The organism is Sphingopyxis sp. P8, assembly GCF_020622175.1.
Lineage (GTDB): Bacteria > Pseudomonadota > Alphaproteobacteria > Sphingomonadales > Sphingomonadaceae > Sphingopyxis > Sphingopyxis jiangsuensis.
Genome location: NZ_JACNMK010000002.1, coordinates 100,317 through 120,610, shown reverse-complemented (window position 1 = coordinate 120,610; position 20,294 = coordinate 100,317). Strand labels below are relative to the sequence as shown.

Annotated in this window: 25 protein-coding genes; 14 read left to right on the top strand and 11 right to left on the bottom strand. The window is 65.3% G+C overall.

All coding sequences use genetic code 11. The features are described 5' to 3' along the window. Positions 1-28: 28 nt before the first annotated feature. The 6 genes from H7692_RS09000 to H7692_RS08975 form a co-directional block, all read right to left on the bottom strand. Positions 29-775, bottom strand: coding sequence for a sigma-70 family RNA polymerase sigma factor (locus H7692_RS09000; RefSeq protein ID WP_201928597.1), 747 nt, complete (start codon positions 773-775; stop codon positions 29-31). Further along, on the bottom strand, positions 765-2,888 hold the full coding sequence (flhA, locus tag H7692_RS08995) for a flagellar biosynthesis protein FlhA (RefSeq protein ID WP_222136552.1): 2,124 nt from the start codon (positions 2,886-2,888) through the stop codon (positions 765-767). Before flhA ends, H7692_RS09000 begins: the two co-directional genes overlap by 11 nt. Next, positions 2,885-3,712, bottom strand: a complete 828-nt coding sequence (locus H7692_RS08990) for a transglycosylase SLT domain-containing protein (protein WP_222136550.1) — start codon at positions 3,710-3,712, stop codon at positions 2,885-2,887. Before H7692_RS08990 ends, flhA begins: the two co-directional genes overlap by 4 nt. A 79-nt stretch (positions 3,713-3,791) precedes the next feature. Next, complete coding sequence (locus H7692_RS08985) at positions 3,792-4,097, bottom strand: hypothetical protein (RefSeq protein ID WP_201928600.1); 306 nt, start codon at positions 4,095-4,097, stop codon at positions 3,792-3,794. Next, positions 4,097-4,402, bottom strand: a complete 306-nt coding sequence (gene flgM / locus H7692_RS08980; protein ID WP_201928601.1) for a flagellar biosynthesis anti-sigma factor FlgM — start codon at positions 4,400-4,402, stop codon at positions 4,097-4,099. Before flgM ends, H7692_RS08985 begins: the two co-directional genes overlap by 1 nt. Positions 4,403-4,571: 169 nt before the next feature. Then, positions 4,572-5,075: a flagella basal body P-ring formation protein FlgA gene (locus H7692_RS08975; protein WP_222136549.1), complete on the bottom strand. Its 504-nt coding sequence runs from the start codon at positions 5,073-5,075 to the stop codon at positions 4,572-4,574. Positions 5,076-5,346: 271 nt separating this feature from the next. On the opposite strand from H7692_RS08975, the gene H7692_RS08970 reads away from it, so the two are divergent. The 14 genes from H7692_RS08970 to H7692_RS08905 all read left to right on the top strand — a co-directional run bounded on the left by H7692_RS08970 (position 5,347) and on the right by H7692_RS08905 (position 16,121). Continuing rightward, the gene (locus H7692_RS08970) at positions 5,347-5,685 is read left to right on the top strand and encodes a flagellar basal body rod protein FlgB (RefSeq protein WP_222136547.1); all 339 of its coding nucleotides are present in this window, start codon (positions 5,347-5,349) and stop codon (positions 5,683-5,685) included. A 2-nt stretch (positions 5,686-5,687) separates the two neighbouring features. Further along, on the top strand, positions 5,688-6,092 hold the full coding sequence (gene flgC, locus H7692_RS08965; protein ID WP_222136545.1) for a flagellar basal body rod protein FlgC: 405 nt from the start codon (positions 5,688-5,690) through the stop codon (positions 6,090-6,092). 1 nt (position 6,093) lies between these two features. Further along, complete coding sequence (locus H7692_RS08960; protein WP_201928605.1) at positions 6,094-6,405, top strand: flagellar hook assembly protein FlgD; 312 nt, start codon at positions 6,094-6,096, stop codon at positions 6,403-6,405. A gap of 4 nt (positions 6,406-6,409) precedes the next feature. Then, positions 6,410-7,237, top strand: a complete 828-nt coding sequence (locus H7692_RS08955) for a flagellar hook-basal body complex protein (RefSeq protein WP_201928606.1) — start codon at positions 6,410-6,412, stop codon at positions 7,235-7,237. Between the two features lie 35 nt (positions 7,238-7,272). Then, a complete protein-coding gene (locus tag H7692_RS08950; protein WP_222136543.1) occupies positions 7,273-8,016 on the top strand; it encodes a flagellar basal body rod protein FlgF in 744 nt (247 codons plus the stop codon). Between the two features lie 12 nt (positions 8,017-8,028). After that, positions 8,029-8,817 carry a flagellar basal-body rod protein FlgG gene (gene flgG / locus H7692_RS08945; RefSeq protein ID WP_201928608.1) on the top strand — a complete coding sequence of 263 codons (789 nt, stop codon included), beginning with the start codon at positions 8,029-8,031 and terminating at the stop codon, positions 8,815-8,817. Continuing rightward, positions 8,798-9,457, top strand: coding sequence for a flagellar basal body L-ring protein FlgH (locus H7692_RS08940; protein ID WP_222136541.1), 660 nt, complete (start codon positions 8,798-8,800; stop codon positions 9,455-9,457). Before flgG ends, H7692_RS08940 begins: the two co-directional genes overlap by 20 nt. Before the next feature lie 7 nt (positions 9,458-9,464). Then, complete coding sequence (locus tag H7692_RS08935) at positions 9,465-10,580, top strand: flagellar basal body P-ring protein FlgI (protein ID WP_201928610.1); 1,116 nt, start codon at positions 9,465-9,467, stop codon at positions 10,578-10,580. Further along, positions 10,577-10,882 (top strand): rod-binding protein, encoded by a 306-nt coding sequence (locus tag H7692_RS08930; protein ID WP_222136539.1) that lies wholly within the window; start codon positions 10,577-10,579, stop codon positions 10,880-10,882. The genes H7692_RS08935 and H7692_RS08930 overlap by 4 nt, the downstream gene beginning before the upstream one ends. After that, positions 10,879-12,204 carry a flagellar hook-associated protein FlgK gene (gene flgK, locus H7692_RS08925; protein ID WP_222136537.1) on the top strand — a complete coding sequence of 442 codons (1,326 nt, stop codon included), beginning with the start codon at positions 10,879-10,881 and terminating at the stop codon, positions 12,202-12,204. The genes H7692_RS08930 and flgK overlap by 4 nt, the downstream gene beginning before the upstream one ends. A gap of 12 nt (positions 12,205-12,216) precedes the next feature. Beyond that, positions 12,217-13,047: a flagellin-like protein gene (locus H7692_RS08920; protein ID WP_222136535.1), complete on the top strand. Its 831-nt coding sequence runs from the start codon at positions 12,217-12,219 to the stop codon at positions 13,045-13,047. A 90-nt stretch (positions 13,048-13,137) separates the two neighbouring features. After that, a complete protein-coding gene (gene motA / locus H7692_RS08915) occupies positions 13,138-14,001 on the top strand; it encodes a flagellar motor stator protein MotA (protein WP_201928614.1) in 864 nt (287 codons plus the stop codon). Then, positions 14,001-14,861 carry a flagellar motor protein MotB gene (locus H7692_RS08910; RefSeq protein WP_201928615.1) on the top strand — a complete coding sequence of 287 codons (861 nt, stop codon included), beginning with the start codon at positions 14,001-14,003 and terminating at the stop codon, positions 14,859-14,861. Before motA ends, H7692_RS08910 begins: the two co-directional genes overlap by 1 nt. A gap of 183 nt (positions 14,862-15,044) precedes the next feature. Then, positions 15,045-16,121 carry a sigma-54 interaction domain-containing protein gene (locus tag H7692_RS08905; RefSeq protein ID WP_201928616.1) on the top strand — a complete coding sequence of 359 codons (1,077 nt, stop codon included), beginning with the start codon at positions 15,045-15,047 and terminating at the stop codon, positions 16,119-16,121. 134 nt (positions 16,122-16,255) lie between these two features. Here H7692_RS08905 and fliS read toward each other — a convergent pair whose 3' ends face one another. From fliS to H7692_RS08880, 5 genes are read right to left on the bottom strand one after another with little or no spacing between them, the layout of a single operon-like run. Then, positions 16,256-16,645, bottom strand: coding sequence for a flagellar export chaperone FliS (fliS, locus tag H7692_RS08900; protein ID WP_201928617.1), 390 nt, complete (start codon positions 16,643-16,645; stop codon positions 16,256-16,258). 11 nt (positions 16,646-16,656) lie between these two features. Continuing rightward, positions 16,657-18,033, bottom strand: a complete 1,377-nt coding sequence (fliD, locus tag H7692_RS08895) for a flagellar filament capping protein FliD (protein WP_201928618.1) — start codon at positions 18,031-18,033, stop codon at positions 16,657-16,659. Positions 18,034-18,091: 58 nt separating this feature from the next. After that, positions 18,092-19,231, bottom strand: coding sequence for a flagellar type III secretion system protein FlhB (gene flhB, locus H7692_RS08890; protein WP_201928619.1), 1,140 nt, complete (start codon positions 19,229-19,231; stop codon positions 18,092-18,094). A gap of 3 nt (positions 19,232-19,234) precedes the next feature. After that, positions 19,235-20,014: a flagellar biosynthetic protein FliR gene (gene fliR, locus H7692_RS08885; RefSeq protein WP_201928620.1), complete on the bottom strand. Its 780-nt coding sequence runs from the start codon at positions 20,012-20,014 to the stop codon at positions 19,235-19,237. Between the two features lie 7 nt (positions 20,015-20,021). Continuing rightward, a complete protein-coding gene (locus H7692_RS08880; protein ID WP_201928621.1) occupies positions 20,022-20,291 on the bottom strand; it encodes a flagellar biosynthetic protein FliQ in 270 nt (89 codons plus the stop codon). Positions 20,292-20,294: the final 3 nt, after the last annotated feature.

The window sequence follows — 20,294 nt, the reverse complement described above, 5'->3', positions numbered from 1 at the left end:
AGCTGGTCGGTCGCCGTCCCGGCCACCCCTATTCGGTCATCTCGCGCATCATGCTGTCAATTTTGGCCATTGCATCGCGCTTGATCTGGCATACCCGCGCGGCGCTGACGTCAAGCGCGAGGCCGATTTCCTGCAGGTTCAGTTCCTCGAAGAAATAGAGCTGGAGCACGAGCTGCTCGCGCTCCGCGAGCCGCTCGATGCATTGGCGCAGCGCGTCGAGCAGGTCGCTCTGCTCGCACGCATCGGCGGCACCGAGGCGTTCGTCGGCGAGCAGGAAGGTGCCGCTTTCCATCATTTCGTCCAGCGAGGTCGAACGTCCGTGCGTCGCGTTGCGTTCGAGCGCGAAATAATCGTCGGCCGACAGGTCGAGCGCCGCAGCCATTTCGGCGGGGCTGGGCGCGCGGCGCAATTGCTGTTCGAGCTGCGCGCGCGTCGCATTGAGCTGGCGTGCCGCGACCATCGCCGAACGTCCGACATCGGCCTCGCGACGAAGCTGGTCGATCATCGCGCCGCGGATTCGCGTCGTCGCATAGGTGGCGAAGGCGAAACCGCGCTCCTCATAGTGGCGGTCGGCTTCGATCAGCGCGATCAGCCCTGCCTGGATGAGGTCGTCGAGCTCGCCGGTGCGCGAAATGCGCGAAAACACCTGCCACGCAATCTTGCGCACTAGCGGCGCATATTCCTCGATCAACCGCTCGACATTGGCTGCATAGCCGTGCGGACGCAAGGCGGTCCCGGTCGCGCCGGAGAAATGCTCGGCGGGCTCAATATTCATGCGGCTGATCCTCCATTTGGGCGTCCGGTCCGAGCGCGAGACGCGGACGCTCGGCGCCGATCGTCGCGACGATCTCGGTCGCCTTGTTCGCGGGAATTTCGAGGTAAGAGATGACGGCGACGTCGGGGAAAGTCGCGCGGACGAGCCGCGACAGCGCCGACCGGCAGATGGGCGAGGCGACGAGCGCAAAGCTGCGCGTCTGGAGCAGCAACGGCTCCACGGCCTCGCCGATCTGTTCGACGATCTTCATCGCCATTCCATGTTCGAACGGCCATTCGGCGCCGGGGTTCGCGCGCACCGCCTGGTTGAGCAGCACCTCGATCTCGGGGCTGAAGGTGACGACGGGCAACGGCATCCGGCTGGGGACGATCGTCTGGACGATCAGCGCGCCGATGCGCTGGCGCACCGCTTCGACAAGGTCGGAATCGGTGAGCTGTTGCGCCGACAGCGCGACCATCGCCTCGGCAATCTTGCGGAAGTCGCGCAAGGGGATGCGCTCGACGAGCAGCGCCTTGCACAGCGCCGCGACGCGCGGCAGCGTATAGCCGCCGGGCGACAGATTCTGGGCGAGCTGCGGATAATGCGCCTTCAGATTGTCGATCAACGCCTGTGTGTCGTCGATGCCGAACAATTCGTGCGCCGACGCGATGACGCTGTTGTTGAGATGCGTCGCGACGACCGTGGCGGGGTCGACGACGGTATAGCCCGCGGCGATCGCGTCGTTCTGCGACGCTTTCGGAATCCACAGCGCATCGAGCCCGAAGGTCGGATCCTTGCACGGCCGACCGGCGACCTTGGTGACCAGATCGCCCGAATCGAGCGCAAGCATTTCGTGGGGATAGACCTCGTCCTCGCCGACGATCACGCCGGCTATCGCGATGCGATAGGCGTTGCCGGGGAGCGACAGATCGTCGCTCACCTTCACAGGCGGGACGATGAAGCCGAGTTCCTTCGACAATTGTTTGCGGATCCCGGTGATGCGGCCCATCAGCGGCGCGCCCTTACGGTCGTCGACGAGCGCGACGAGCGCGTAGCCGATTTCGAGCTGACACGCGCTCGCGTCGCTGACGTCGGACCATTCGATCAGGTGCGGGTCGGGCGCCGGCGGGGCGGGCGGCGGGACCGCCGCCGCGGCTGCTGCCGCGCGTTTCATCTGCCATCCGATGGTAAAGGACAGCGCCGCTGCCGGCAGGATCAGCATTTGCGGCATCGCGGGGACGAGGCCGAGGATGAAGAGGATGCCGCCCACCGCCATCCAGATTGCGGGCGAGGCAAACTGGCTGCCGATCTGGCCCGAAAGGTCGAATGGCGACGCGACGCGCGTGACGATGGCCGCTGCGGCGATCGACAGCAGCAGCGCCGGGATCTGGGCGACGAGCGCGTCGCCGATCGCGAGCGTGACATAGGTCCCGCCCGCTTCGGAGAAGCTGAGCCCGTGGGTGAAAACACCGAGGATGAGGCCGCCGATGATATTGACGAACAGGATCAGCAAGCCCGCGATCGCGTCGCCTTTCACGAATTTCGATGCACCGTCCATCGAGCCGTAAAAGTCGGCCTCGGTCGCGACTTCCTGGCGCCGGGCCTTGGCTTCTTCAGGGGTCAGCAGGCCGGCGTTGAGGTCGGCGTCGATCGCCATCTGCTTGCCGGGGAGCGCGTCGAGCGTGAATCGCGCCGACACTTCGGACACGCGGCCGGCGCCCTTTGTGATGACGACGAGGTTGATGATCAACAGGACGACGAAAACGAACAGGCCGACGACATAATCGCCGCCGATCAGCACCTGGCCAAAGGCCTCGATGACGTTGCCTGCGGCGTGCGTACCCTCGTGCCCCCGGACGAGCACGACGCGCGTCGAGGCGACGTTCAGCGCGAGGCGGAAGAGCGTCGCGAGCAGGAGCACCGTCGGAAAGGCCGAAAAATCGAGCGGCTTCGAGGCCTGCAACGCGACCATCAGGATCGCGAGGCTGATCATGATGTTCAGAACGAAGCTGATGTCGAGCACGAGCGGCGATACGGGGATCACCATCAGCGCGACGACCACGAGCATCGCGACCGGCAAAGCGGCCGCGCCGGCGATCGCGGCGATGCTGCGCAGGTTCAGACCGGCGGTCATGCGCGTTCACCCGAAGCGGCGGCGAGGCGGCGATAGGCGTCGGCGGCGAATCCCATCGACAATCTCCTGGGCATGGGTTGAAATTCCATCATCTGGAGGGGCGGGCGGCCGCTGCCGTTTCCGGCAATGCCGTTCCGGCTGCTCGCCGCGGCGTGCCACTGCGATGTCGGCAGCGACTTGAAGTTCACGTCCTTGCCGCCCTCTTCGAGTTTGGCCCGGAAGCGTTCGCGGATTTCGGACAGGCTGCGCATGCGGCCGCCTTCGGCATAAAAAACCGATCGGTTTGCCGCGGCCGCCTCGGGCATCAGCGGTGCGCCCGGCTGGTCGGGATCGGCGTTCATCGCGGCGAGGAAGTTCACCGCGCCGCCGCTGCCGAGAAAATGCGCGAGGTAAAGGTCGACCGGTTCAGCGGCGCGGCCGATGCGGCTTTCCAGATGATCGCGATTGTCGGCGGTCAGCGCGCCCGCCATCGTGGCGGCGGCGGCGGGGTCGTCGCGAAGTCCCAATATCTGTTCGCGCAGCATCGGGTCGGCAACGTGCATGCGTCCCGCCGCGTCGGGGGCGATTGCGGCTGCCGCCCAGCCGAGGCCGTGGTCGGCGCCGTGGCGCCGCAATGTCGCGAGCCAGGTCTGCTTGGTGAACTGATACAGTCCGCGCGCCGACGAAGTCGGGGCCTTTGCGGTCGGATCGAAACGGCTTTCGACGCGCGCGACATCGACCAGATAGTCAAAGTCGATCCCGGTGCGCGCCGACGCGTTCTGCACCGCGTCGAGGACGGGGGCGGCGACGCGCATCGCGCTGGCAGGATTGTTTATGGCGTTCATAGGCTCTGGTTCCGCTGTTCAGCGAACCAAAAGCAATCATCGTGCCATTCGGTAAAAAGTTTCGGAAAAGGTCCGTATATCAGTAGGTCAGCGCAGGCCCTCGAGGCGTCATCCCGCGGATCTCGTGATTTCTGTCAATCCTCTGACGCGTCCAGTTTTTCAGGACGTTGACCCGGATCGCCGCCGCTTCGAGCTGCGCAAGCGTCTTGCCGATCAGGCTGCGCGCGCGCGCCTCCTGTCCCGGGACGACCGCCGCGCTGCGCACGAGGATGGCGGCGGTGGCGAGCGCCTCGGTCGCGGCGATGATTTCGCCAGCATCGTGGCCGTCGAGCGCATGGGTGAGCGCGTCGAGCTTTGCCTGCATATCGTCGAGTTCGCTGTGCATCAGTTAGAGCTGCCTTGGTGAAAGCGGACGGCGGCATTGGCAATCAGGGTGGCATCGACGGTATAGGCACCGCTCGCGATCGCGTCGCGCAGCATCGCAATGCGCGCATGATCGACCGGCGGTCCCTGCTCGCCGAGCTCCTTCGCCAGGCTGGTCAGCCGCGTCACGGGCACCGATGCCGGCGCATTGCCGACCGCGCGTGCCGTCGCGACCGACGGGCTCTCGCTGCCGTTCGCAACCCGGCGCGCCGGGGCGATCCGGCTGATGCTGCTGACTTGCAGGTTGAGTTTGTCGTCACCTGCCATCTTTGCCTCCATCCATGCCGTCGGAAAAGTGACGGCCTTGTTCAGAGAGCTTTAACGGTTGGCGCAGTCCGCGATTAAGGCGGCGGGCGAAAAAAGATAAAAAAGCCCGGCGGCGTCGGAAATTCGACGGCCGCCGGGCCGGGGTGCAACCAGACTGTCGGCGTGTGCGTCAGGGCATGCGCGCGATTCCGGGGCCGACGACGATGGCGCTGAGCATCGACTTGGCGTCGCTGCCGCGCAGCGCGATGGTTTCGCCGACCCGGCCGTCCTCGGTCGCGACGGCGGCGTAGCTGATCGAATAATTGGCGGCGTCGATGGTGACGCGGACATTGTCGCCGCGGCGGATAACGGGGGCGCTCTGCGCCGGCCGCGCGAAGGCGGCCGACACCGGCGCAGAGCCAGCGGGTCCGGTCATCGCGACGCGCAGGCGCCAGCCGAGCGACGCGCAACGCACGGCAAGCGTCTGCGCGTCGCTCGCCGTCACGGCAACCTGTTCGGGGCATCGCGCGAGCTTGATGCGTCGGTCGACGGGCGTTGCGGTGCGGCCCATTGCGCCAGCGACCGCCTGCGTCAGCATATCCACCGTCTGCCAATCCTGCGTCGCCTGTTGGGCCTGCGCGGTTGCGCCGATGGCAGCGAATGTCGCGCCAAGGACAATCATGCTGCGGATCATGACTCTCTCCTTCGATCCAAAATCCATTGCAACCAATTGTGCACGATGCGTGCCAAGCCCTGTTTTCCGCCGACGGATCCGCGGAACCAGGCGCGCGCGTCGGATTTTTGACGAGCGCATGGCGGGCGCCGGGGCAGGGCTATTGGAAGCTAGATCAAATTATTGAAAAACAACATATAAATCAGTTTGGCACGGTGATTGCATCTATCCTTGCGTGTTTTTCCGCGCTGTGGCCGTTCGGGCCAATCGGCGGTGAAAGAAGGACAAGAGGATGGCAACCGAAAAGCTGTTTGGCATGCATGCGACCGCGCTCCAGCTGCGCAGCCAGCGCATGATGATGCTCGCGTCGAACATCGCCAATGCCGCAACGCCGGGTTACAAGGCGCGCGACCTCGATTTCGCCAAGGCGCTCGATCTGGCGCAGCAGGGCGGCTCGACCGACGGCGCGATGCGCTATCGCGTCCCGGTCCAGCCTTCGCTCGACGGCAACACCGTCGAAATGGCGACCGAGCAGACCGCCTTTGCCGAAAACGCGCTCGCCTATCGGTCGAGCCTCGCCTTCCTCTCTGGCCGCGTCAACACTTTGACGCGCGCGATCAAGGGAGAGTGACGATGAACGGCAACTTCTCCGTCTTTGACATCAGCGGGCGCGCGATGTCGGCGCAGCTCGTCCGGTTGAACACCACCGCGTCGAACCTCGCCAATGCGGGCACGGTGTCGGGCAGCGAGGGCGGTGCCTATCGCTCGCTGAAACCGGTGTTCCGCAGCGTGATGGATGCGCACGGCCGCGCGACGGTCCAGGTCGACCAGGTGACGACGTCGAGAATGGCGCCGTCGAAACGCCACGATCCGGCCAATCCGCTCGCCGACGCCGACGGCAATGTGTGGGAGGCCGCGGTCGATAGTGCCGCCGAGCTCGTCGAGATGGTCGAGACCGCCCGCCAGTATCAGAACAATGTCCAGGTCCTCGAAACCGCGAAGGGCCTGATCAACGAAACTCTCAGGATGGGACAATAATATGAGCGTGAGCGCCATTTCCGGGCAGAGCCCGACCACGACCACCACGACCACCAAGCCGCAGATGCTGGGCCAGAGCGACTTTCTGCGCCTGATGACGGCGCAGCTTTCGCAGCAGGACCCGTTCAACCCGGTCGATAACCAGGAGATGGTTGCGCAGATGGCGCAATTTTCCAGCCTTGCCGGGATCAGCGAGACCAACGTCACACTCCAGCAGATTTCGGAGCAGCTTGCTGCCCAGACCGAGCTTCTCAAGGAATTAAAGGCCGCGAACCCGCAGCCGGCACCCCAGACCAACCCGCAGGAAGGATAAATCCATGTCATTCTATACGTCGCTTTCGGGCCTCAAGGCCGCCCAGACCGACATGTCGGTCATCTCGAACAATATTTCGAACGCCGGGTCGATCGGCTTCAAGCGCAGCAAGGCGCAGTTCGGCGACATTTTCGCATCGTCGCCGACCCAGTCGACCAAGATGATCGCCGGCCAGGGCACGCGCCTCAACGGCATCACCCAGCAGTTCACGCAGGGTTCGTATGAATCGAGCGAGAAAACGCTCGACATGGCGATCGTCGGCGAAGGCATGTTCGTCGTTCGCGGCGAGCCGCCGCGCGAGCAGGTCGCCTATACGCGCAACGGATCTTTCACAAAGCGTCCGGACAACCAGGTCGTCGATTCGACCGGCGCCAAGCTGCAGCTGCTTCCGGTCGACGCCAACGGCAATGTCACCGACAACACGCTTGCCGGCGCTTTCGATTTCGTCATTCCCGCGGCGTCGCCGAGCGATCCGACGGCCGAACTCGTCAATGTCTCGATCGGTCTCGATGGCCTTGTCACCGCGACGTTCACCGACGGCAGCGATACGATTCTGGGCAAGATCGCGATGGCGACCTTTCCCGCAATGGAAGGTTTGCGCCCCGTTGGCGACGCGCATTGGCAGTCGACGGGCGAAAGCGGCCCGCCGACCATCGATGCCGCCACCAACGGACCGATGGGCGCCATCCGCTCGGGCGCGCTCGAACGCTCGAACGTCGATATCACCGAGGAACTGGTGATGCTGATCGGTGCGCAGCGCAACTTCCAAGCCAACGCCAAGGCGATCGAAGGCGCGTCGCAAATCTCGCAAACCATCATCAACATGCGTTGATGCCACGCGACTGACCGATTGCCGGGAGATCCAGCATGGACCGTCTCATCTATACCAGCCTTACCGCGATGCGGGGCAGCATGGCCCGGCAGACGGCAATCGCCAACAATCTGGCGAATGCGCAGACGCCCGGCTTTCGCGCCGACATGGCGGAGGCGCAGACGCTGTGGCTCGACGGCGGCGGTCACGGAACGCGCGCGATGGCATCCGAAGAGGTGATCGGCGCCGACATGCGCGCCGGAACGGTCACGGCGACGGGGCGCGACCTCGACGTTGCGATGGCGGGCGATGCAATGCTCGTCGTGCAGGCGGTGAATGGCGAGGAAGCCTATACGCGGCGCGGCGACCTGCAGCTCTCGTCGAGCGGACTCCTCACGACCGGCGACGGCCGCCCCGTTCAGGGCGGACAGGGGCCGGTCACGATCCCGCCGGCCGACCGGATCAGCATCGATGCCGAGGGCCGCGTGTGGGTCGTCCCCGCCGGCGGCGATCCCGAAAATCCGCAGGAGGTCGACCGGCTGCGGCTGGCAACCCCCGCCGGGTCGGACATCGTCAAGGGACTCGACGGCCTGTTCCGCGTGAAGGGCGGCGGCATTCTGCCCGACGACCCCGAGGCGCGGGTGATAACTCGCTCGATCGAGGGATCGAATGTGTCGGCCACCACCGCGCTCGTCGAGATGATCGAGGCGAGCCGGAGCTGGGATACCCAGCTCAAGATGATCGGCGACGCGCGCGACATGGACAGCGCGACCGCCAATTTGATGCAGCTGCCCCGATAAGGAGAATATGAGATGAGCTTCGGTGCCTTGCACGTCGCACGAACCGGTCTGGATGCCCAGGGCTTCCGGATGCAGGTGATCGCGAACAACCTCGCCAACGTCAACACGACGGGCTTCAAGCGCGACCGCGCCAGCTTCGAGACGTTGAGCTATCAGATGATGACCGCGCCCGGCGCGCCGTCGGCCGCCGACAATCGTTACGCCACCGGGCTCAACCTCGGCACCGGCGTCGCGCTGTCGGGGACCGCGCGCATCGATACGCAGGGCAATTTCTCGACGACGGGCAACGGCCTCGACGTCGCGATCGACGGTCCCGGCTATTTCCAGGTCGAAATGCCCGACGGGCGCATCGGCTATACCCGCGCGGGCAATTTCGGTCGCGCGCCCGACGGCACGATCGTGACGTCGGACGGCAAGCCGGTCCAGCCGCAGATCCAGGTTCCAGAGGATGCCACCGGCGTCACGATCGGCGCGGACGGAACCGTTTCGGCGAGCGTTCCGGGGCAGGCCGATGTCGTCGAGCTCGGGCGGCTCGAACTGGCGCGCTTCGCCAACCCCGCGGGGCTGCAGGCGGTCGGCAACAATCTGCTTGTCGAAACCGCCGCCTCCGGTGCGCCGCAGGTCGGCGCCGCGGGCGAGGAAGGCCGCGGATTTCTGCGCGGCGGAATGCTCGAAGGATCGAACGTCAATGTCGTCGAGGAACTCGTCGACATGATCGAGACGCAGCGTGCTTACGAGGTCAATTCCAAGATGATCTCGGCCACCGACGAGATGATGAAAAATGCTGCACAGACCATGTAACCTGCTGCTGCTCGCCCTTGCGTGCGCGCCGCTTTCGGCGCTCGCGAAGGACAAGCTGCCGCCCGACGCCTTTGCGGTCTCGCTGCCGGCTCCGCCGCCGGCGCCGCCCGCCAATGGCTCGATATTCCAGAGCGGCTATGTTCCGCTCACTTCGGGCGGGCGCGCGGGGCAGGTCGGCGACATCATCACGATCCAGCTTGTCGAGCGCACCGCCGCGACCAAAAGCACGGCGGCGGGCACGCAGCGCGACGGCAGCGTCGGCCTGACACCGCCGTCGACCGGGCCGCTGTCGCTGTTCGACCCGAGCGACATCGCGATGGGCGGTGGGCAACAATTCGCCGGCAAGGGCAGCGCGTCGCAATCGAACGCCCTCTCGGGCGAGGTCAGCGTGACGATCGCCGAAGTCTATCCGAACGGCACGATGCTGGTGAAAGGCGAGAAGCTGCTGACGCTCAACCGCGGCGACGAGCGCGTCCAGATTTCGGGCATCGTTCGCGCGATCGATATCGGCCCCGACAATCGCGTCCTGTCGACGCGCGTCGCCAATGCCAACATTCGCTACACCGGCAAGGGCGAGATCGCCCGCGCGAGCAAGCAGGGCTGGCTGCAGCGCTTCTTCTCGATCATCAGCCCCTTCTGACGAGGATATGACCGTGACCAAACGTCCCGCCCTCTTCGCACTCCTGGCCCTGCTGCTCGCCAGCCTCGGCTTTGCCGCACCCGCATCCGCCGAGCGGATCAAGGATATGGGCCAGTTCCAGGGCCTGCGCGCGAACCAGCTTACCGGCTATGGCATCGTCGTCGGGCTTGCGGGCACGGGCGACGACAGCCTCGACTATTCGACGTTGGGGATGAAGGGTGCGGTGTCGCGCTTTGGCTTGACCTTGCCGCCGGGAGTCAATCCCGCGCTCAAGAATGCCGCGGCGGTGATGATTACGGCAGAGCTTCCGCCTTTCGCCAAGCCGGGCCAGCGGCTCGACGTCACCGTGTCGGCGATCGGCAAGGCGAAAAGCCTGCGCGGCGGCACGCTCGTCCTTGCGCCGCTTTATGGCGCCGACGGCCAGATCTATGCGATGGTGCAGGGCAATCTCGTCATCGGCGGCCTCGGCGTCGGCGCTGCCGACGGATCGAAACTCACGGTCAACGTGCCATCGAGCGGGCGCATCGCCGGCGGTGCGACGGTCGAGCGCGCGGTCGACACCGGCTTTGCCACGAGCGACTGGCTGACCTTCAACCTTCACCAGTTCGACGCAACCAACGCCAAGCGCGTCACCGACGCGATCAACGCCGCAATCCCGGGTAGCGCTTCGATGATCGACGGCGCGAGCATCGCCATTCGCACCGCCGGAAACGGCGACGAACGCATGCGGCTGATGTCGCAGATCGAGAATCTGACGGTAAACCGCGCCGAACCGCCTGCAAAAGTCATTGTCAATGCGCGCACCGGAACGGTCGTCATCAACGGCGCGGTCCGCGTCGGGACCGCGGCGGTGACGCAGGGCAAGCTGACCGTCTCGATCAAGGAATCGCCGACGGTGGTGCAGCCAGCACCTTTCAGCCGCGGGCAGACCGCGATCGAGCCGTCGAGCGAGATCAGCGTCGAAGAGGAATATCGCCCGGTGATGATGGTGAATCCGACGGCATCGCTTTCCGAACTCGTCGATGCGATCAATCGCATGGGCGTTCCCCCCGGCGACCTTGTCGCCATCCTCGAGGCGCTGAGCCAGGCCGGCGCGCTCACAGCGGAACTGGTGATCATATGACGACGCCCATTTCCCCTATCGGTTCGACCCCCGCTCCGGCTGCGGCCGGGGGCGGCGACGGCGGCCTTCGCAAGGCGGCCGAAGCCTTCGAGGCGGTGATTCTGCGCCAGTTGATGGCGTCGATGCGCCAGGCAAAACTCGGCGAGGATATTTTCGGATCGAGCGCGACCGACAATTTCCGCGAAATGGCCGACGCGAAAACCGCCGACAGCATCGCCGCGATGCGCCAGTTCGGCATCGCCGACATGGTCGAGCGCCAGTTTCGCAGCCAGCTCGGCGCAGGCGGGGGAGGCATCCAGTGACCGACCTGCTCGGCATCGGCTATAGCGGCCTGCGCGCCTATTCGCGCGCGATGGCGACCGTCGGCGACAATATCGCCAACGCCCAGACGCCGGGCTATGCGCGGCGCCGGCTTGACCTGATGGAGGCGGTCGGCGGTGGAAACTCGGTCTTTTATCGCGGCAGCGTGCGCCCCGGCGGCGTCGATATTCGCGGAATCGACCGGTCGGTCGACGCATGGCTGATCGCCGATTCGCGCATTTCGTCGAGCGATGCGGAGCGCGCGTCGACGCGGCTCGGCTGGCTCGAAAAGGTCGAAGGCGCGCTCAGCAACGACAATAACGGAATTTCGTCGGGGCTGACCAAGCTCTTTACGACCGCCGACCTGCTCACCGCCGACCCGTCGAATGCGACGCTGCGCGCGCAATTCCTCGATTCGGTCGACGATGTCGCGTCGGGGTTCCGTTCGGCCTCGGGCCAGCTTTCCGGCATGGCGGACGGGATTTCCGGGGCGGCAACGACCGAGGTCGACCGCTTCAACACCAATTTGGACGCGCTCGAACAGATCAATATCGGGCTTCGCAAGGCGCGGCCGGGCTCGACGAACGAGGCGAGCCTGCTCGACGAGCGCGACCGGTTGATCGATCAATTGTCGGCACAGGCCGGTGTCACCGCGACCTTCGACGACCGCGGCGCGGCGACTTTGCGGGTTACCGGCTCGGGCGAACTGCTCGTCGGCGGCGGGACCGTCACCCCGATTGCGGTGACGACGGCGGCGGACGGACGGCTCGGCTTCAGCATCGGCGGCGCGCCGCTCGCGATGACCACCGGATCGCTTGCCGGTCTGTCGGAGGCCGCGAACCATGTCGCCGACCAGCGCGCGGCGCTCGACACCTTCGCGAATGATTTTGCCGCGCAGCTCAATGCCGCGCATCAGGCCGGAACCGACGCGAACGGCAATCCGGGCGCGCCGCTGTTCACCGGAACGGGCGCGGCCGACCTCACCGCCGCACCGCTGACGACCGGCCAGGTCGCCGCGGCGAATGCGTCGGGCAGCAACGGCAATATGCTGGCGATCGGCGCGATGCGCGGCGCGGGCGATCCCGAAGCGCGCTGGTCGGGCCATCTTGCTTCGCAGGCGCAGGCCACCGCCTCGGCGCGCGCGCAGGATGCGGCGGCGGCGACGCGTGCCGACGCCGCGGCCGCGGCGCGCGATTCCGTCAGCGAGGTCGACCTCGACCGCGAGGCGGCCGACCTGCTGCGCTTTCAGCAGGCCTATTCGGCGGCCGCGCGGACCATTCAGGTCGCGCGCGAAACGATGCAGACGCTGCTCAGCTCGATCTAAGGGGGTCTCAGGATGATTAACGCCGTTGGCAATCGCATGACGCGCGAAATCGCGCGCCACCAAAAGCTCGCCGAGCAGATCGAACGCACGCAGGTCCAGATTTCGAGCGGCAAGCGCCTGCAGCGCATGTCCGACGATCCGGTGGCCGCTCGGCGTATCGCGACGATCGGCAAGGCGCAGGCCAGCCTGGAAAGCTGGAACGCCAATATCACCTCGGCGCAGGCACTGGTGTCGCAGGCCGACAATGTCCTCGTGTCGGCGTCGGACCTGCTGATCCGGGCCAAGGAGCTTGCGCTCGCCGCGTCGAGCGATTCGACCAATCCCGCCGACCGCGCCGTCATGGCGGCCGAACTTGTCGCGATTGCCGATGAACTCGATGCCCTTGCAGCGACGCGGGATTCGAACGGCGACCCGCTCTTTTCGACGGGCGCCGCGCGCGTCATGCGCTTCGATTCGGACGTCAGCTTTGCCCCCGTCCCTTCGGCCGCCGACACTTTCGTCGTCGGTGGCAACAGCATCGCAACCTGGGTGCGCGATGCCGCGACCGCGGTCGCCGCGGGCGACAAGCCCGGAATGGGCGCATCGCTCGACGCGCTGGCGACCGCCATCGGTCATGTCGCCGACCGCAACGCCGCCATCGGTCTTTCGGGCGGGCGGCTCGATCGCATCGGCGACGCGCTCAAGAGCCGCGACATTACGCTGACCGAAGAACGCTCGGACAGTGAAAGCACCGACCTGTCGCTCGCGATCGCGCTGCTGAGCGCGCAGGATCTCACGCTTGGGGCCGCGCAGGCGGCCTTTGCCAAGATCAACCGGCAGACCTTGTTCGATATTTTGAACTGACCGCCCTCAATCTGCGGCGCCCGCTGCCGTTAATCACCATAACGTCCCTTTTTGCCGGACCCGCGACGGTCCGGATGGAGTTTGTGCTGCATGTTTCCCGCTATCGGCATTTTCGTACTGATCCTGCTGGTATTCGGAGGATTCGCGCTTGCAGGGGGCAATCTGGCGCCGGTGATGGCCGCGCTTCCGCACGAAATGCTCATCATCGGCGGCGCGGCACTCGGATCGCTCATCATCGGCAATTCGGGCCGGGATCTAAAGGCGCTGGCCGGCGGCATGGGCAAGGTGTTCAAGGGTGCGACCTATCAGAAGGCCGACTATCTCGATTGCATCCTGCTCGTCTCGACATTGATGAAGATGATGCGGACCGAGGGTCCGGTCGCGGTCGAGCCGCATATCGAGGATCCGGGAAACTCGCCGATCTTTCAGCAATATCCCAAGCTGCTCAAGGACGACACGCTCATCCATTTGATCTGCGATACGTTGCGCCTTGTCGTCGTGTCGTCGGGGACGCTCGACCCGCACGCGGTCGAAGAGGTGATGGACAATGCGGTCAAGAGCCACCACCACCACGCGATCAAACCGGCTGACGGCTTGCAGAGCCTGGCGGATGCACTGCCCGCGCTCGGGATCGTCGCGGCGGTGCTCGGCGTCGTCAAGACGATGGGCTCGATCGACAAGCCGCCCGAGGTGCTCGGCGGGATGATCGGTTCGGCGCTCGTGGGGACGTTCCTTGGCGTGTTGCTCGCTTATGGGTTCGTGGGTCCGTTCGCGACGCGCGCACGGACGGTGATCGAAAGCGACGCCGCCATCTATCATACGGTGAAACAGCTCATCATCGCGTCGCTGCACGGGCATCCGCAGCCGCTGGTCATCGAGGCCGCGCGCTCGGGCGTCGATCACGCCAACCAGCCGAGCTTCGCCGAAGTGTTCGACGGGATGCGGGGCCGCTGATGGCTGCACGTCCCAACACGCCCCCGCGCCCGATCATCGTCAAAAAGGTGGTCGAGGCCGGTCACGCGGGCCACCACGGTGGTGCGTGGAAGGTCGCCTATGCCGACTTCGTCACCGCGATGATGGCCTTTTTCCTTTTGATGTGGCTACTCGGCGCGACGACCGAGAAGCAGCGCAAGGCGCTCGCCGACTATTTCGCGCCGACGCTGGTTCCATCGAAGCAGGAGACTGCCGGGGGCGATGGTGTGTTCGGCGGCGATTCGATCGTGTCGGCCGACCAATATCCGCACCGCGCCGCGCAGACGGGGTCGCGCTCGCTCACCATCCCGCGCGACGTGGTCGGCGGACCGAAAGAGGCATCGGGGCGTGAACGCGAACGGCAGAAGTTCCAGCAGGTCGCCAAATCGCTCCGTGAACGCGTCCAGCAAAAGGCCGAACTGCGCATGCTGGCGCGCAACCTCCGCTTCACCGAAACCGCCGAAGGGCTGCGCATCGACGTCATCGACGATGCCGATTTCTCGATGTTCGCCATGGGGTCGAGCCAGCTCACCCCGCAGGGCGCGCGGCTTTTCGGCGAGATCGCCGGATTGCTGACCGACCTGCCCAACCAGCTTTTGATCCGCGGTCACACCGACGCAGCGCCCTGGTCGGCCGGCGCGGGAACCAACAATTGGCGGCTGTCGGTCGAGCGTGCCGAGGTGACGCGCCAATATTTCGCCTTCCGCGGCGTCGCCGCGGGTCGTTTCGCCCGAATCGAAGGCGTCGCCGATCGCGAACCCTATGTGCCCACCGATGTCCTCGACCCCCGCAATCGCCGCATCGCGATCACGCTCGGCTGGCGCAGCGGCGAAGGAGGTTGAATTCAATCTGGCGGCAAAAAGGGCCGCCAACGACAAACAATCGACATTATCGGTGCCAATATCGAATTATTTTCCTGTTTTGGCAGGCAGATGCCATTCCGGATAATCATTTGTTTACCATTTTCGTCAATTTCATGGCCATCGGAAAGGCGCCGGATTTCGGCGCGCGCGGTGGAGGTGAAAATGACCGTGGTGGGGCAATTCGACAGCGACCAGGCTGCTCTTGAAACTTTGATTATCGGGGCAAGCCCCGCGGCGCAGCATCTGCGCGAAATGATCCGCCGTGTGGCCCGCTCGAATGCTTCGGTAATGCTGTGCGGCCCTTCGGGGTCGGGCAAGGAACTCGTCGCGCGCGCCATCCATGACGAAGGCATGCGATCGGGCAAGGCGTTCACCGCGATCAACTGCGGCGCCATCCCCGGCGACCTCATCGAATCCGAACTTTTCGGGCATGAAAAGGGCAGCTTTACCGGCGCCCATGCCCGCCGCATCGGCCATTTCGAAGCGAGCGAAGGCGGTACGCTCTTCCTCGACGAAATCGGCGACATGCGCTTCGACATGCAGGTCAAGCTGCTCCGCGTGCTAGAGGATCGCACCATCGTTCGCGTCGGAAGCAGCGAACCGCGCGCCGTCGATGTTCGCATCATTTCGGCGACACACCAGAATCTCGACGAAGCGATCGGCGAAGGCCGATTCCGCGAAGACTTGTTCTTCCGCCTCGGCGTCGTTGTCCTGCAGGTGCCGAGCCTCGCGAGCCGCGCCGAAGACATTCCGGCGCTGATCCGGCATTTCCAGCGCAAGATGCCTGCAGATGTCAAATGCCGCTATGACAACGCCGCGCTTGCGACGCTCATGCATCATGGCTGGCCGGGCAACATTCGCGAGCTGCGCAATTTCGTCGAGCGCGCCAGCGTGCTGCACGGCGGTGAGACGCTCGGTGCCGACGATGTCGCCATGCTCCTGAACCCCACCGCAGCACCGGCTGCGTGGCGCGCTATCTCCAGCAGCCCCGCCCCATCACCGGACACTGCGATCGAAATCGACGTTCCCGGCAATGCGGCGCTCTTTCCCAAGACGCCGGCGCCCGGCCGCCCGATCGACCTGAAGCGCGAGATCGAAACGATCGAACTCGAACAGATCCACGTCGCGCTCGACATGGCCGACGGCATCATTTCCGAAGCGGCGCGCCTGCTGACGCTCAAGCGCACGACGCTCATCGAGAAAATGCGCAAATATGGGGTCCAGCAACAGGCCGCCTGACGACGCAACAAGTTTCAGAAAATGCTGAATGGGGAGGCTCTGGTCCGCCTCCTTACCCGGCCCGGTCGCCCATCCCCACCCGGGCGGCCGGGCTTTCCCTTAGTTCCGGACGGGTGCGCGGGTTCCGGTCGCAATTAGCGGAGCTGTCGCCAGGCGGCGCTGATGGTCTTGATGCCGTCGAGAAGTTCGGACAGATCGGCCTCGCTGTTCGCGGCCACCGCATCGTCGAGCTTGCGCCGCATGCTGCGATAGACGCGCGACAGCGCGGTCGCGACGTCGCCGCCCGCATCGCGGTCGAGCCCGGTGTCGAGTCCGATGAGGATGGCGCGTGCACGGTGTGCCGGCTCGGTCGCCGATACACGCTGTCCTTGTCGGACCATCGCGGCAAGGACGCCGACGGCAGTCTCCAGTTCGTCGTACAGGATCGTGACAAGCTCGACGGGGTCGGCCGCGGCAACGCGGCTTTCCTGCTGCATACGACGATAGAGCCCCGTCGCGCGGACGGTCGAAGCGGTAGCGGCCACGAACCCGTTCCTCAGCGACTATATTGGTTGTTCCACATCTCGATCTGTTGTTCGAGATAGGATTGGGTTGCCTTGAAGGCGGCGAGGCGCGCATCGAGCGAGCTATATTTCTTCTCGAGCCGCGTACGATACGCATCCTCGCGCTCCTCGACCTTTTCGAGCTTGTCGAGCAGCTCTTCCTTGCGCGCTTCAAGCGACTTGGAAACACGGTCGAGGACCCCGTCGGTTCCGACTGCCTGATCGCGCAGTGCATCGAGAATGCCGGCGATGCCGGGATCCGTCGTCGCATCGTGTGTCGCATCGCGTCTTGGATTGAACAAGGCTTCGACCGCACCCGCATTGGTTTCGAGCGCCGCGTCGAGCTTGGCGCTATCGACTGCGAGCAGCCCTTCCTTGGTCGTCGAAATGCCGATGTCGGACAGTTTCGAAATGCCGCTTTCGCTGGTCAGGACGGTATTGACGAGCCCGTTGAGATCGCGCTCGAGCTGCCGGAGCGAGTTTGTGGACCCCGACATGGAGGCGGCCGCCTTCACGCTCTTCTTGAGCTGGTTGAACACCGCCACAAAATCGGTGACCGTCTGGCGGATCATGTCGAGCGGCCGCGTCGCGCCGATGTCGACGGTCTGGCCGGGGGACGCCTTTTTGAGCGACAGCGACATTCCCGGTATGACATCGTCGATGGTGTTGGACGCGCGGCTGAATGCGACGCCGTCGAGTGTGAATTCGGCATTGGCCGCCGATTGCCCGAGCGTCATCACGCCGCCCGTTCCATAGGCGAAGTTCGAAAGACCCGGATCGGCGCCGGCGTCCGCCGTCAGGGTGAAGCTGTTGGCAGCACCCGTCGGACCCTTCAGGATCAAGCGATGCCCACCTTCATCCGCGACGATAGAGGCCGTGACGCCGCTGCCGCTGCCGTTGATTGCGGTGGCCAGTCCATCGAGACTGTCGTTGGACGCATCGATCGTGATGGTGTGGCTCGCACCCCCGATCGTCAACGTCATGCTGCCCGTGCCGATCGCGGCGCTCCGGTCGGCAACGACAGCCGAATAGGCCGTCTGGGCGCGGGCGAGGCTGTTGACGACGATCGACGCCGCAAAGCTGTCGGCCTGCAGCCCGGAACGCGCGGTTACGGACAGGACGCTCTCGTCGGACACGCTGGGCGTGCTGCGCAGGACGCCGTCGGACACCATCTGCTCGAGCGAATTGGCAAAACCGTCAAGGTCGGCGCGCGCTTGCGCCACCGCGCTGATCCGTGCCTGGTTCTGCTGCGCGAGGCTGGCGATGCGCGTGACCTTTGGCTCGCGCGACGCGTTCGACAGGTCGGTGACGAGCTGTTTGATGTCGATCCCCGACCCGAAGCCGAGGCTGTTGGCGATAGACGTGACCATGGCAAATGTCCTTCGAACCCTTTAACGGCCGCGCACACGCCGGATTAAGCCGAAATTGTCAGTTTTGTCGGCGGCCTTCAGGGTCAAACCGGTGGGTCGGCGGAATATCGACCGGCGGCGGCATCTGGCCCTCGGCAGCGGCGCGTTCGAGCTGGAAGACAAAGGCGAGGACGGTGGCGACCGCGACGAACAATTCCTCGGGAATCGTGCGTCCGGCACGCGCAGTGAAATAGATCGCGCGCGTCAGCTGCGGATATTCGAGGATCGGAACGTTGGCGCCGCGCGCAAGCTCGCGGATCGACAGGGCGACATCGCCGCGCCCGCGCGCGACGACAACGGGCGCCGCATCGACTCCGGGGCGATAGCGCAGCGCGACCGAGAAATGCGTCGGGTTGGTGAGGATGACCGTCGCGTCGGACACCGCCTTGCGCGCCGACCCGCTCAAAATCTCGTGCTGGCGCTGGCGCTGCGCCTGCTTGAGTTCGGGCGCGCCGTCGGTCTGGCGCATCTCTTCCTTTATTTCCTGCTTGCTCATCATCAGCCGCTTGTTGCGCTGGAACATCTGCACCGGCACGTCGACGAGTGCGATGACGACGAGCCCGCCCGCCATCGCGAGCATCGCGTGGCCGACCGCTTTCCCGGCTTGCCCGACGGCCCCGCCAAGGTCGGTCGACGCCATCGTCATGATCGCGGGCAGGCTTTGCGCGACGAGCCAATAGCCGATGGTGCCGAGCAGCAGCACCTTGGCGAGCGCCTTGCCCAGCTCGGTCGCGCCCTGCAGCCCGAACATGCGCTTGAGGCCGTTGAGCGGGTTGATGCGGTTGCCTTTGAATGCGAGCGCCTTGCTTCGCCAGCCGAACGAGCCGAGCAGCGCGGGGCCTGCAAACGCGGCACCGACGGCTAGCGCGAACAGGCTTGCGAGCGGCAGCAATATGTCGACGCCGTTGCGGAACAGCGCCTCTCCGGGCGCGAAATGGGTGATGTCGGCAGCCGACAGCGTGAGCCCGCGGCGGACCAGATTGCTCGCCGATTCGACGAACCAGCCCCCCGCCGCAACGATCCACCCCGCTGCCGCCAGCATCATCAGCGCGGTGGCGAGTTCGCGCGACATCAGCACGTCGCCCTCGCGCGCCGAATCGGCGCGTTTCTTGGGCGTTGGCTGTTCGGTTTTCTGGTCCTTGTCGGGCTGACTCGCCATGCCTCAGCCTCCGGCGAGCAGGCGGGCAGTGTCGACCGCGTCGGACAGGATGCGCGCGATCGCTTCGGCCATCACCGGCGTCGCGATGCCGAGCAGGACAACGCCCGCGAGCAGCGTCGCGGGGATGCCGACCGCGAACAGGTTGAGCGCGGGGGCCGAACGGCCGATGACGCCCATGATGATCTGGACGAGGATCAGGACGAAGCCGACGGGGAGGGCAATCGAAAGCCCCGCGACGAACATCAGGCTCGCAAAGCGCAAAATGCCTTCGATTGCGCCGAACGACGGGAAAGCCGCACCGGGGGGCAGCGCCGAATAGCTGTCGACGATGATGCCGATCAGCAGCAGATGTCCGTCGGCCGCGAGGAAAAGCGCCGTCGCGAGCATCGAAAGAAATTGCCCGATAGCCGAACTTGCGGTCCCGCTCAGCGGATCGACCATCGATGCGAAGCCGAGCCCCATCGCATTGCTGATCGTCTCGCCCGCCAGCAAGGCCGCGGCGAGCCCCATCTGGAGGACGAAGCCGATGCCGAGCCCGATCACGACTTCGCCCAGGATCAGCACGAGGCCGGGGAAAGACACGATCCCCTCGGGCGGCAGGGTCAGGCCCGCCGCGGCGACCGCTGGCACTCCTACAGCGAGCGCGATCACCAGCCGCAGCTGGATCGGCACATTGGCCGCACCGAAGACGGGCGCGGCCAGAAAGGCAGCGCCCGGCCGGATCATCCCCAGCATCCACAACTGGAGCATTGCCTCGACATTGGGGATATCGGCAGGAACCATAAGGCTTCTAGCGCACCAGCCCCGGGATTTGCGCGTAAAGATCGCGCGTGAAATCGGTGAGCAGCACGAGGATGCTGCCACCGAAAATCGCGAGGCAAATCGCCGCGACGATCAGCTTCGGAATGAAGGTCAACGTCTGTTCGTTGATCGAAGTCGCTGCCTGCACCATGCCGAGCAGCACGCCGATCGCCAGTACGGGGAGCAGGATTGGCGCGGTTGCGAGAGCCAGGATCCACAGCGATTGCTGCGCAACGCCTATGAAATAATCCGCTTCCATCGC